Annotated in this window: 12 protein-coding genes; 4 read left to right on the top strand and 8 right to left on the bottom strand. The window is 62.7% G+C overall.

Going from position 1 to position 12,612, the window contains the following annotated elements; genetic code table 11:
- On the bottom strand, positions 1 to 1,101 hold the full coding sequence (locus tag LQ232_RS22245) for an efflux RND transporter periplasmic adaptor subunit (protein WP_230182585.1): 1,101 nt from the start codon (positions 1,099 to 1,101) through the stop codon (positions 1 to 3).
- A 117-nt stretch (positions 1,102 to 1,218) separates the two neighbouring features.
- On the opposite strand from LQ232_RS22245, the gene LQ232_RS22240 reads away from it, so the two are divergent.
- The gene (locus LQ232_RS22240; protein ID WP_230182584.1) at positions 1,219 to 1,605 is read left to right on the top strand and encodes a helix-turn-helix transcriptional regulator; all 387 of its coding nucleotides are present in this window, start codon (positions 1,219 to 1,221) and stop codon (positions 1,603 to 1,605) included.
- Positions 1,606 to 1,633: 28 nt separating this feature from the next.
- Here LQ232_RS22240 and LQ232_RS22235 read toward each other — a convergent pair whose 3' ends face one another.
- The 4 genes from LQ232_RS22235 to guaB all read right to left on the bottom strand — a co-directional run bounded on the left by LQ232_RS22235 (position 1,634) and on the right by guaB (position 7,629).
- Entirely contained in the window at positions 1,634 to 3,016 is a 1,383-nt protein-coding gene (locus LQ232_RS22235) for a [Fe-Fe] hydrogenase large subunit C-terminal domain-containing protein (protein ID WP_230182583.1), read from the bottom strand.
- A 281-nt stretch (positions 3,017 to 3,297) separates the two neighbouring features.
- Positions 3,298 to 4,893 carry a glutamine-hydrolyzing GMP synthase gene (gene guaA, locus LQ232_RS22230; protein WP_230182582.1) on the bottom strand — a complete coding sequence of 532 codons (1,596 nt, stop codon included), beginning with the start codon at positions 4,891 to 4,893 and terminating at the stop codon, positions 3,298 to 3,300.
- Positions 4,894 to 4,915: 22 nt separating this feature from the next.
- Complete coding sequence (locus tag LQ232_RS22225) at positions 4,916 to 6,130, bottom strand: MFS transporter (RefSeq protein WP_230182581.1); 1,215 nt, start codon at positions 6,128 to 6,130, stop codon at positions 4,916 to 4,918.
- Between the two features lie 26 nt (positions 6,131 to 6,156).
- Positions 6,157 to 7,629, bottom strand: a complete 1,473-nt coding sequence (gene guaB / locus LQ232_RS22220; RefSeq protein WP_230182580.1) for an IMP dehydrogenase — start codon at positions 7,627 to 7,629, stop codon at positions 6,157 to 6,159.
- A gap of 128 nt (positions 7,630 to 7,757) precedes the next feature.
- Here guaB and LQ232_RS22215 point away from each other — a divergent pair, with 128 nt between their 5' ends.
- On the top strand, positions 7,758 to 8,285 hold the full coding sequence (locus tag LQ232_RS22215; RefSeq protein WP_230182579.1) for a DUF4124 domain-containing protein: 528 nt from the start codon (positions 7,758 to 7,760) through the stop codon (positions 8,283 to 8,285).
- 19 nt (positions 8,286 to 8,304) lie between these two features.
- Here the strand turns inward: LQ232_RS22215 and LQ232_RS22210 are convergent, their stop codons facing one another.
- Together LQ232_RS22210 and LQ232_RS22205 are read right to left on the bottom strand one after the other, a co-directional pair.
- On the bottom strand, positions 8,305 to 8,628 hold the full coding sequence (locus tag LQ232_RS22210; RefSeq protein ID WP_230182578.1) for an RnfH family protein: 324 nt from the start codon (positions 8,626 to 8,628) through the stop codon (positions 8,305 to 8,307).
- Positions 8,629 to 8,644: 16 nt separating this feature from the next.
- Positions 8,645 to 9,127 (bottom strand): type II toxin-antitoxin system RatA family toxin, encoded by a 483-nt coding sequence (locus LQ232_RS22205; RefSeq protein WP_230182577.1) that lies wholly within the window; start codon positions 9,125 to 9,127, stop codon positions 8,645 to 8,647.
- A 39-nt stretch (positions 9,128 to 9,166) separates the two neighbouring features.
- Here LQ232_RS22205 and smpB point away from each other — a divergent pair, with 39 nt between their 5' ends.
- Positions 9,167 to 9,631, top strand: a complete 465-nt coding sequence (gene smpB / locus LQ232_RS22200) for an SsrA-binding protein SmpB (RefSeq protein ID WP_230182576.1) — start codon at positions 9,167 to 9,169, stop codon at positions 9,629 to 9,631.
- A gap of 177 nt (positions 9,632 to 9,808) precedes the next feature.
- Positions 9,809 to 11,377, top strand: coding sequence for a methyl-accepting chemotaxis protein (locus tag LQ232_RS22195; RefSeq protein ID WP_230182575.1), 1,569 nt, complete (start codon positions 9,809 to 9,811; stop codon positions 11,375 to 11,377).
- A gap of 10 nt (positions 11,378 to 11,387) precedes the next feature.
- Here LQ232_RS22195 and LQ232_RS22190 read toward each other — a convergent pair whose 3' ends face one another.
- Entirely contained in the window at positions 11,388 to 12,599 is a 1,212-nt protein-coding gene (locus LQ232_RS22190; protein ID WP_230182574.1) for a PLP-dependent transferase, read from the bottom strand.
- Between the last annotated feature and the right edge of the window lie 13 nt (positions 12,600 to 12,612).

Here is a 12,612-nt window from a genome sequence, read left to right as displayed (position 1 = left end):
TCAGCGGGAAGCGGCCTGCGCCGCGGCCACTGGATCGACAGCCACCTTCTCGCCCGCCTGCAAGCCCGAGAGCACTTCGGTTTGCCCGCCTGACGAGCGGCCCATGCGGACCTGGCGCAGCCGGGCCTCGCCCTTGTCCGTCACGATGTAGACCCCGGTCAATTCGCCTCGCTCCACCACGGACGCGCTCGGCACCATCAGCTTGCCCGCGCCTGCACCACCTTCAGCCGAGGTCCTGAGCGGCAAACTCACCCTCGCGAACTGACCAGGCACGACCTGAAGCGATTGCGCTGCCATGTCAACTCTGACGGTGGCGCTGTGGGTGCCCGCGTCCAGCGCCGGCAACACCGTCGTGCGCACACCCGCCTGCTGACGCGCGCCACCCGCCTCGTTGGGCAGGTCGATCCTGGCGGGCTTGAGCACATCGAGCCGCGAAGCCACCGATTCGGGCACCTGCACCGTCAGCCGCAAGGCCGCCGGATCGAACAGGGCCAGCAAGGGCACACCTGGTGAGGCCATGTCGCCCACGCTCACGTTGACCTGAGATACCCATCCCGCATAGGGTGCGCGAACCGTGTAATAGGCCGCTTGTACCGAGGCGCCCGATGCCTGGGCACTCAAGGCCCGGGCCTGCGCCTCAACCGCCTTGTATTGGGCCTCGGCGTGGTCCAGGGCGGCTTTGCTGAGGTATTCCTTCTTGTAGAGATGCTGCGCACGTTCGTAGTCGCCCTTGGCCGCCACCAGCATGGCTTGAGCCTGAGCAAGTTGGGCCTGGCTACCCTTGACCTGCTGAGCAGCAACGCTCTGATCCAGGCGCACCAACACCTGACCCGCCTGGACGTGGTCGCCCGCCTTGACCGGCAGTTCAACGATGCGGCCGGCAACCTGGCTGGACAGCCGGGTGTCCCGCACGGCTTCTACCGTGGCCTCGGCCGAATAAGCGCCCTGTCCCACCACCGATTGCACGGTGACCGTTTTCAGCGCAAGCCCTGGTCCGGGAGCAGCCGCCCAGGTTGACACCCCCATGGCGCACATCAGCCCCCCCGCCAGACAGGCCAATCTGGCCCTTGGCGAGAGCGTTCGGTTTTGGGATGCCTTCATGACTGCGTGCTCCTTGCCTGCTTGATCATTTGATCATAATATAGCTATGTAGCTATTAACGCAACCAAGGATGAGATTATGATTTCCACCAGTTGCACGGAACGGGTTGGAACAAAAATGGAAGCCTTGGACGATCAAGCGCTGGAGCATGTCGCGGACTACTTCCGCGCCCTGTCGGAGCCCTTGCGCCTGAAATTGCTCAACGCCTTGCGCGATGGCCCGTTGAACGTGGGTGAACTCACCTCGCTGCTGGGCTGCAGCCAGGCCAATGTGTCCAAACACCTGGCCTTGCTGGCGAAATTGGGGCTGGTGTCCCGCGAGTCCAGAGGCACCAGCGTCTACTACCAAATCGCAGACCCCCGCACTTACCAGCTTTGCGACCTGGTTTGCGGCCAGATCGCCCAGCGGCTGATTGGCCAGGTTCAGGGCATGGGCGGCTTTGGCGCCCACCTGACCGCCCCCCCGGCACCCAAGCAGAAGTCCAAGGCCAAAACCAGCCGTTAGGAAGACCTGATTCAGCATGCCATTGAGATCAGCCATGGTCTCGGCCTTGCCGCGCCAGGCTCCGGATCACACTGGTCGTGCGGCCGTCCTGAACCACGGTGCCGACCTCCATCTCAAATGCGCAGCGCTCGCCCTGTGGCGTGATGACAGTGAGATCGTCCGCATCCGCGGCGGACGCCATCCGGTGGCGCGCATAGAGGGGACCATACCCTCGCGGTGGCAGCCGCGTTGCAACCAGCGCCTCGTCACCGAAAGAAGAACCCGTCGACCACAAGGCGTCCGGATGAAACAAGCTGGCCACGCCTTCCGCATCCCGTCTGTCAACCGCGTCCAGCAGCCGCATCAGCAGCAATCGCCGCGAACCCCTCGCGGCAAAGCTCGTATGGAGCAATGCCAACGCGGCGAGAGAACTTGGTTCCGAGAGTTCATCGGCGTACAACTTCTGAACCTCTTCGTTCTCATGTGAACGACGGTGTGGCGCGCGTTGATCGATGGCGTAGATGGCGTGCATGCGCTCTTCCAGGATCTTCGGATCCATTGACTTTGGCTCTCCGCCACCACCCAGGCAGCCGCCCATCCCTCGAGCCCGGATCATCCTGGCCAATTCTCGCGTTGTCAGCACATGATCCAGGTCTCCCGACATGCCTGGACGAACCGCCTCGTCCTTCTTGGCGGTGCAGGGCATCACGCTGACGACATACGGCTCCGCGAGGCCTTGCGCGAACTGGGCGCCAAGCTTGTGCGCGAAGCGTCCCCGCTTCGTCAGGGCCCCATGCATCTGCTGGGGCGATTTGGTCGTGCTGAGGTGGGGCAAGATGTCCGGCCGGTTGATCTCCACCCAGTTGACCCAGCCCGGACAACATGATGTGAAGATTGGCAGGCGCCGGCCTTCCTTGAGCCGCGCCAAGAGCTCGGCACCCTCTTCCATGATGGTGAGATCGGCGCCGCATTCGATGCATTTGGAAACGTCACGCCAAATGCTGGGTGAAGCGTGATCGCTCAGCACATGGGCAGGGCACGCGGCTGGCCCCAACGGGATGCGGGGCCAGCTCTCCGCCCATTGATTCTCGTTGACCAGATTCTGCAAACGGCAAGACCCATTGACTTCACAGCGCATGCAGTCATTCGGATGGCGGGCCAACGGCCACTGCCCATTCATGGTCCGGGCGTCTTGTAGGGACTGGGTGTCTGTCTCGACAACGTCCCCATCTTTGGTCGGTGTCACGCATGCAGGCAGCGGGCGGCCTTGTCCCTCGACATCGACCAGGCACATGCGGCATACGGCGCGCGCCGGCAAGCACGGGTGATAGCAAAGCGTGTCAATATGGACGCCAGCGGCACTGGCCGCATCGAGCAAGCTCGCGCCATCCTTCAACTCGACCGACCGTCCGTTCACCGTGAGCTTGACCACGTCATGTCTCTCGCGTTCCCATGCCATCCAACGAATGGTAGGCCGCCCGAGTGAAGACCGGTTGCGCTGCGTCAAGCGAGCGAGTCCCGGCATCCAACGCCACGATGGCCCACCCGGCAATACTGTCAGAGCATCAAGACGGTAAGCAATCAAAGATCATTGACAAAAAACCTCGGGATGTCATGAAACCTCATGGGACGTCAAAAACAAAAAAGCCCTTGAAGATCAAGGGCTTAAATGAACTTTTGGGATGTTCTGAGACGCCGTGATGCGCTCTCAAATCATTCCCACTCGATCGTAGCAGGCGGCTTGCTCGACACGTCATAAGTCACGCGGTTGATACCCCGCACCTCATTGATGATGCGCCCCGACACCTTCTTCAACAGGCTGTACGGCAACTCCGCCCAATCAGCCGTCATGAAGTCGCTGGTCTGCACCGCACGCAGCGCCACCACATAGTCATAAGTGCGGCCGTCACCCATCACCCCCACGCTCTTCACCGGCAGGAACACGGTGAAGGCCTGGCTGGTCAACTCGTACCAGGTCTTGCCCGTGGCCGGGTCGATCGCGTTGCGCAGTTCTTCGATGAAGATGTGGTCAGCGCGGCGCAGAAGATCGGCGAAGTCCTTGCGCACCTCGCCCAGGATGCGAACGCCCAGGCCAGGTCCCGGGAAAGGATGGCGGTAGACCATGTCGGCCGGCAGGCCCAGCGCCACGCCCAGCGCGCGCACCTCGTCCTTGAACAACTCGCGCAGCGGTTCCAGCAGCTTCAAGCCCAGCTTCTCGGGCAAGCCGCCCACGTTGTGGTGGCTCTTGATGGTGGCCTTCTTGCTAGCCGTGCCGCCTGACTCGACCACATCCGGGTAGATGGTGCCCTGGGCCAGCCACTTGGCGCCCTTGTTGCCTTCGCCCTTGAGCTTGGCGGCCTCGGCCGTGAAGACCTCGACGAACTCGCGGCCGATGATCTTGCGCTTGGCTTCCGGGTCGGTCACGCCTTTCAGGTGGCCCATGAACTGGTCAGTGGCCTCCACATGAACCACCTTGGCATGCAGGCGGCCGGCGAACATCTCCATCACCGCCTTGCCTTCGTTCAGACGCAGCAAACCGTGGTCCACGAACACACAGGTCAATTGGTCGCCAATGGCGCGGTGGATCAAGGCGGCGGCCACGCTGGAATCGACACCACCGCTCAAGCCCAGGATGACTTCTTCATCGCCGACCTGCTCGCGGATCTTGGCCACGGCTTCGGCGATGTAATCGCCCATGATCCAGTCACCCTTGCAGCCAGCGATGTCGCGCACGAAACGCGTCAGCATCGCGTGGCCCTGCACCGTGTGCGTCACCTCGGGGTGGAACTGCACGGCGTAGTAGCGCTTGGCTTCGTTGGCCATGCCGGCGATGGGGCAGCTGGGGGTCGAGGCCATCAGGGTGAAGCCTTCGGGCAAGGCCGTGACCTTGTCACCGTGGCTCATCCACACCTTGAGCATGCCGTGGCCTTCGGTAGTGCTGAAGTCTTCAATGCCCTCCAGCAGCTTGGTATGGCCCAGGGCGCGGACTTCGGCATAGCCGAACTCGCGGTGGTCGCTCCACTCCACCTTGCCGCCCAATTGCACGGCCATCGTCTGCATGCCGTAGCAGATGCCGAGCACAGGCACGCCCAAATCCCACACGGCTTGGGGTGCGCGCAGTTGGTGGTCTTCGTAGGTGCTGGCGTGGCTGCCCGACAGGATGATGGCCTTGGGCGCAAAGCCGCGGATGAACTCATCCGACACATCATTGGGGTGGATCTCGCAATACACGTGGGCTTCGCGAACGCGGCGCGCGATGAGCTGGGTGACTTGAGAGCCGAAGTCAAGGATCAGAACTTTGTCATGCATGATGAAAATCTCGAGAAATCAATCAGACCACGGTCGCGGGGCTGGCTGGCACACGGTGATTGCGGCTGAAGTAGCGCAGGCCGATGACGGCCGCAACGCCCTGGATGGCCGCACACAGGTAGAACGGTGCCCCCACGCGCCAGTCGCCATGGGGATAGTGGGATACCAACGCCAGCAGCGGCGTGCCAAGCAGGGGCCCAAGCACCGCCGCCACGCTGTTGATGGACGACACCGCACCCATGCTTTCACCCTGCCGGGTGGGGTCAACGGCGTTGGACACCAGGCTTTGCAAGCCCGGTTGAACCATGTAGCCAAACACATTGGCCGCCACGATCACGAAGAGCATCCACCCCAGCGGCACCAAGCCGTACCCGGCGAACGCGATGGTGGACGAGACCAGCCCCAAGACGACCAGCTTGTGCAGCGGGATGTACTTTTGCACCACCCGCATCAGGCCGCCCTGCACCAGCACCGCCATGCCGCCCACGGCCAACAGCGACAGGCCGTTGTCCATCGGCGTCCAGCCGAACTTGAACTCGGTGTACAGGAACCAGGAGGTGTGCAGGCAGAACTGCGCCAGGATCGACAAGCCCATGATCCACATCAGCGTCTCGACGCCCTTCAGGTCGCGCAAACGGGCCAAGGCGGTGAATGGGTTGGCCTTGGAGAGCTCGAATGAGCGGCGCTTGTCCAGCGGCAACGACTCGGGCAGCACGAAGTAACCGTAGAGGCAGTTGAGCAACGACAAGCTGCCGGCCAACAAAAACGGCCAGTGCAGATCTTGATTGCCCAGCACACCGCCCAGCACCGGCCCCAGGATGAAACCCAGCCCGAACATGGCGCCCAACATGCCGTAGTTCTTGGCCCGCTCTTCGGGCACCGTGATGTCGGCCACATAGGCGTTGGCCACGGCGATGTTGGCGCACACGGCACCGCCCATCACCCGCACGGCCAGCAGCATCCAGAACTCGGAGGCGAGGGCCGTGACAAAAAAGTTGATGCCCATGCCCAGCAAGCCCAGCAGCAGGATGGGCCGCCGACCATAGCGGTCGGACAGCGCCCCCAGCACTGGCGCACTGAAGAACTGGGCAATGGCGAAGGCCGCCTGCGCCGCACCATAGGCCACCGAGGTGCTGGCCCCCGAGTCCATGAAGGACCCGATGAGCTTGGGCAACACGGGGGCAATGATGCCGATCGACATCATGTCGAGCAGCACCGTCACCATGATGAAGGGCATGGCCGCCCTGCGGCCTTGGGCGCCCATCACTCCATGCGGTAGTTGGGCGCTTCCTTCGTGATCTGCACGTCGTGGACGTGACTCTCGCGAATGCCCGCGGCCGTGATCTCGACGAACTCGGCCTTGTTGCGCATGTCTTCGATGGTGGCGCAACCGCAGTAGCCCATGGAGGCGCGCAAGCCACCCGCCATCTGCGTGACGATGCTGATCATCGAGCCCTTGAACGGCACGCGGCCTTCAATGCCCTCGGGGACCAGCTTGTCCGCGTTGGGGTTGGTGGTTTCGTCGTTTTCCTGGAAATAGCGGTCGGCCGAACCGGCCTTCATGGCGCCAATCGAGCCCATGCCGCGGTAGCTCTTGTAGCTGCGGCCCTGGTACAGGATCACTTCGCCGGGCGCTTCTTCCGTGCCCGCGAACATGCCGCCCATCATGACGGTGCTGGCACCGGCTGCGATGGCCTTGGCGATGTCGCCCGAATAGCGGATGCCGCCGTCGCCGATCAAGGGCACACCGGTGCCTTGCAAGGCCGTGGCCACACTGTCAATGGCCATGATTTGCGGTACGCCCACCCCCGCGATGATCCGCGTGGTGCAGATGGAGCCTGGGCCGATGCCGACCTTGACGCCATCAGCGCCCGCTTCGACCAGGGCCAAGGCAGCTGCGCCGGTGGCGATGTTGCCGCCGATGACATCCACCTGTGGGTAGTTTTTCTTGACCCAGCGCACGCGCTCGATCACGCCGGCACTGTGGCCGTGGGCCGTGTCGACCACCAAGGCGTCGACGCCAGCACGCACCAGCAGCTCAACGCGCTCTTCGGTGCCCTCGCCCACGCCAACCGCGGCGCCCACGCGCAGCTTGCCGTGTGAATCACGCGCCGCGTTGGGGAAGTTGGTCTGCTTGGTGATGTCCTTGACGGTAAACAAGCCCTTGAGCTCGAACGCCTCGTTGACAATGACCACGCGCTCCAGCTTGTGCTGGTGCATCAGGGCCTTGGCTTCTTCTTTCGAAGCGCCGTCCTTGATGGTGATCAGACGCTCGCGCGGGGTCATGATCTCGCGCACCGGCACGTCAAGGCGGGTCTCGAAGCGCAGGTCGCGCCCCGTGACGATGCCCACGACGCGGCCTTCATCAACCACCGGGAAGCCCGAGATGCCATGTTGCTGTGACAGCGCGATCACATCACGGACGCGAACGCCGGATGAGATCGTGATCGGGTCACGCAACACGCCAGACTCATAACGCTTGACGCGTGAGACTTCCGCAGCTTGTTGCTGAGGCGTGAGGTTTTTGTGGATGATCCCGATACCGCCTTCCTGGGCGATCGCGATCGCCAGGCGGGCCTCTGTGACCGTGTCCATGGCGGCAGACACCAAGGGCAGATTCAGGGTGATGTTTCGGGACAGACGGGTGGCCAGCGATGTGTCACGGGGTAACACTTGTGAGAACGCGGGCACCAGCAGCACATCGTCGAATGTGAGTGCTTTACCAAGCAGGCGCATGAACAGGCTCCAGACGCAAAAGCGGATTATACGCGCAGTGGAGGTAGGCTGTCGAAGCGGGGATTTACCGTGACGAATGGGCGTTTTCGCGGCCATTGCGAGCGCCAAGCCGGACTAAACTCCGCGTCATGAAAAGCACCCGCCCTCATTCCGCCTTGCTCCTGTCCCTGACTCTGGCCAGTGTGGCGCTGGTGGTCACGCCTGCCCAGGCCGGCACCCAGTGGAAGTGGAAAGACGCCTCGGGCGCGACACAGTACAGCGACCGCCCTCCTCCGGCCGGCACCCCCGAGGGCAACATCCTTCAAAGGCCCGCGGCCTCAAGGACAGTGCAGTTGGCCAAGCCCGCCTCCGAGGTGGACGCAGCAGCATCGGCCGCCAAGCCCGCGGTGGCGGCCAAGGCGCCCGAGTCCGAGCTGGACGTGAAGCGCCGCAAGGCCGAAGAAGAAAAAGAAGCCCAGCGCAAAGCCGAAGAAGAAAAGAACGCCAAGTCGCGCGCAGACAACTGCACCCAAGCCCGCAACTACCAGCGCACCTTGAACGACGGCATCCGCATCGCCCGGACCAACAGCAAGGGTGAGCGCGAGATCCTGGACGACAAGGGCCGCGCCGAAGAGCAGCGCCGCACCCAGGAAGCCATTGCCAGCAATTGCAAGTGAGGCAGGCCGCCTCGCGCTGCTAGCCTGACGAGTTGCTCAACGGCCGCTTGTTCGGCCGCTTGACACCTCTGGTCGTTTTTTCGCCATGGGCACGGTAGCGCACGCGCCGAGCCTCTTTCGGATCGACGATCAGGCCGCGGTACACCTCCACCCTATCCCTGTCTTGCAGAACATGGGCCAAGGTCGCCTTGCGCCCCCAAATGCCCACGCTCAGGTGTTGCGCCTGGCCCAACAGGTGGGCGGCCAGCAAAGCATCCTTGACGCAACTGCCCAAAGGCAAGGCCAAGGTGCTCATCTCGATTTGACGGGGCGCTGGGCTGAACACCACCTCGATGTGAATCACCGGGGTTGTGGTTTGTTCACCGAGGCCCATAGACCTGCTCGGCCCGTTTGACAAAAGCATCGACAAACGTGTTGGCGATGCGGTCGAACACCGGGCTGATCACCAGGGCGAGCGGCCGGCTGGAAAAAGCATAGCTGAGCGAGAACTCGACCTTGCAGGCACTGGGTTCAGCCGGGGTCTGCCCCGGCACCGGGGGAGGCAAGCCGGGCTTGTGCAATGGCGTGAACTTCCAGGTGCCCTCGAGCTTGGAAAAAGGCCCATCCACCAGATGCATGCGCACTTCGCTGGCATCGATGTTGGTGTTGCGCGTGGTGAACGCCTGCCGGATACCGGCAAATGCGATGTGAAGCCGCGCAGTGACGCCATCGTCGTGCTGCTGGATCACTTCAGCGCGCTCACACCAGGGCAGGAATTGGGCGTAATCCTCGACGGCAGTGACCAGCGCGTACATTTCGCCGGGCGAGTACCAGAGCAGGACGGACTTGTTGACTTGCTTCATAGAATGCCGCCATTTTAAGGACGCTGTATCCTTCTGACCATGACGATTGCCGAAAATAGAAAAGCCCTGTTCAATTACCACATCGAAGAACGTTTCGAGGCGGGTGTGGTCCTGGAAGGCTGGGAAGTCAAGGCGATCCGCGCGGGCCAGGTGCAGTTGACTGACGGCCACATCATGATCCGCAATGGCGAGTTGCACCTGATCGGCCTGCGCATCAATGCACTGCGCTCGGCATCAACGCACGTCAAGCCCGAGGCCGACCGCACCAAGAAGCTGTTGATGCACCGCTCGGAAATCCGGCGCCTGGTGGGCAAGACGGAGCAAAAGGGCTACACCCTCGTGCCGCTGAACCTGCACTTCAAGGGCAGCTATGTGAAAGCCGAGATCGCCCTGGCCAAGGGCAAGGCCGAGCACGACAAGCGCAACACCATCAAGGACCGCGAATGGGAGCGGGAAAAGGGCCGGATGATGCGGCACAAGGTTTCGTCGGGCGGCAAGGAATGATTCTCAAGCATCGTCGACCTAACCTGCCCTTGTAACAGACCCTGAGTTGTTGGCGCAGCGGTCGCGAATAAATCCAATGATCGCGTGAAATAGCGCACCATTCACTGTCTTAGGAACGCACCTAAGAGCGTCCGAAATCATTAACCTTCGCATACTTTTAAGCGAAGGATGATTTCCATGAAAACCAGCCCGATGACCGTTCGCGCCAAGCTGACGGTCGCTTTCGGCGGACTTGCGGTACTAGTTCTCATCGTGGCCGGGCTGTCGCTCAAGGCACTCAGCGATTCGAACCAACGATTCACACAGTACGTCAACGGCATCAACGCGCGCTCCAATCTCGCGGCGCATGCCCGCGCCGCCGTTGATTCGCGTGCCATCGCGGCGCGCAACCTGGTGCTGGTCAGCAAACCGGATGACCTGGCCACTGAAAAAGCCCTCGTCCTGCAATCTCACGAGGAAGTGAAGACCCTGCTGGGCAAGCTCGACGAGATGGCCAAAGCGCCCGACGTGTCTGAAGAGGCCCGGGGCATGATTGCTGAAATCGACCGCATCGAAGGCGCGTATGGCCCGGTGGCATTGGCAATCGTGAACTTGGCCTTGAACGGCCAGAAGGATGAAGCCATCGCCAAGATGAACGACGAGTGCCGGCCCTTGCTGGCGGCTTTGGTCAAAGCCTCGGACGCGTATTTGAAATCCACCGAAGCGCGCGCGCGGCAACTCACGGTTGAGGCGGCAGATGCTTACACCACGCAGCGCAATTTGCTGGCCGTGGCTTGCTTGGTGGCCTTTGCGGCTGCGGGCCTGGCCGGCGTGCTGATCACACGCGGATTGACACGGGCCCTGGGCGCTGAACCTGCCGCGCTGGGAGAAGCCGCTCACCGCGTGGCTGCTGGCGACCTGGGCGCCATCGATGGCACGGCACAGGCGCACCCGGGCAGCGTGCTGGCATCGCTGGGTGTCATGCAGGGCAACCTGGCCCGGATCGTGGGGCAGGTTCGCAATGCGTCGAACTCGATCGCGACAGGCTCTGCCCAAATCGCCATGGGCAATGCCGACCTGAGCCAACGCACCGAAGAACAAGCCAGCAATTTGCAGCAGACCGCGGCCTCAATGGACCAGCTCAGCAGCACCGTGAAGAACAACGCAGAGATGGCACAGCAGGCCAATCAGTTGTCGAACGCGGCGTCCCTGGCCGCCATCAAGGGCGGAGACGTGGTCAGCCAGGTGGTAGGCACCATGCATGCAATCGCGGACTCGTCCAAGAAGATTGTGGACATCATTGGGGTGATCGATGGCATCGCTTTCCAGACCAACATCCTGGCCTTGAACGCCGCGGTTGAGGCGGCCCGCGCGGGCGATCAGGGGCGCGGTTTCGCGGTGGTGGCCAGCGAGGTTCGCACACTGGCGCAGAGGTCGGCCAACGCCGCCAAGGAGATCAAGGCCTTGATTGGCGCCAGCGTCGAGAAAGTTGACACGGGCGCCCAACAAGTCAATGCGGCGGGCAAGAGCATGGAAGACATCGTGGCGCAAGTGAAGCGCGTGAACGATCTGCTGTCCGAGATCTCAAATGCGACAGCGGAACAATCCATCGGCATCAACCAGGTGGGCCATTCGGTGACCCAACTCGACCAGGTGACTCAGCAGAACGCTGCCCTGGTGGAGGAAAGCGCCGCCGCTGCCGAAAGCCTGAAGCGGCAGGCGGCGCAATTGGCCGAAGTGGTGGATGTGTTCAAGCTGGAAAGCTGAACGCCCCTGCTCAGTTGGCCTGCAGCACCACCAGTGCCTGCGCCAGGTCGTCGATCAAATCCTGCGGGTCTTCCAGGCCGATGGCCAGGCGCACCAGGGTGCCCTGAGGCACATCAGCCCCGGTGCGCATGCTGGGCAGGTGGTAAGGCACGGCCAGGCTCACCGGCCCGCCCCATGAATAGCCGATCTTGAACAAAATCAAGGCATCGATGAAGGCATCGACCTGGGCCGGGCTGTAGCGTTCATCGAACACCACGGACACCAGCCCGGCCGCCGCGTTGCAGGTCTGGGCCCAATGGGCATGGCCCGGCGATTCAGGCAAGGCCGGGTGCAGCACCTGCGAGACTTCAGGCCGAGACTGCCACCACAGCGCAATCTGCCGGGTGGCGGCATCGTGCGCGGCATAGCGCAAGGGCAAGGTCGGCAGGCCACGCAAAATGGCCTCGACGTCGTTACCACCCACGCCCAAACCCATCCGCATGTGCGTCATTTTCAGTTTGATGTGCAAGGCCTCGTCGCGCGTGGTGATCGAGCCCATCAGCACGTCGGCGCCGCCCGAAGGGTATTTGGTCAGGGCATGCACAGAGATGTCGACACCCCGGGCCTGGCCATCCCCCTGCTCGAAGGCAAACGCGTCAAACGCCAAGCCGGCCCCCCAGGTGTTGTCCAGCGCAACGATCACGTGGGGGTGCTGGCGCGCCACGCGCAGCAAACCAATCAGATCGGGGAACTCCAGGGTCACGGAGCCGGCAGCTTCCAGCCAGATCAATTTGGTTTTGGGGGTGATGAGCGCGGCCAGTTGGTCAGCGCGCAAAGGGTCGTAGAACTGGTGGGTGATGCCCCATTGGGCCAGCTCGCCGCGTGCCAGGTCTTTGTTGGGGCCGTAGGCGTTGTCGGGGATCAGCACCTCGTCGCCAGCGCGCAGCAAGGCCATGTCGACCAAGGCGAGCGCAGCCAGGCCGCTGGGAGCCAACAGGGTTTGCAGGCCCCCTTCCAAAGTGGCCAGGCGCTCTTCCAGCGTGAAAGTGCTGGGTGTGCCGTGCAGCCCATACGTGTAGCCGGTTTTGTCTTTCCACTGGCGAGCCCGCAGGGCCACCGTGTTGTCAAAGATGACGGTGGAGGCCTTGTGGATGCCGGGCACCACGGATTTGAAGCCGGCAGGCGGCTTGTAGGCGTGGTGAATCAGTTGGGTACTGCGGCGTGGGGGGCGCTTGTTGCTCATCAGGCGATCCTAA

Origin of the sequence: Aquabacterium sp. CECT 9606 (genome assembly GCF_918741295.1) — a bacterium.
GTDB lineage: Bacteria > Pseudomonadota > Gammaproteobacteria > Burkholderiales > Burkholderiaceae_C > Aquabacterium.
The sequence above is the reverse complement of the archived record's forward strand: the minus strand, read 5'-3'. Positions and strand labels throughout refer to the sequence as shown.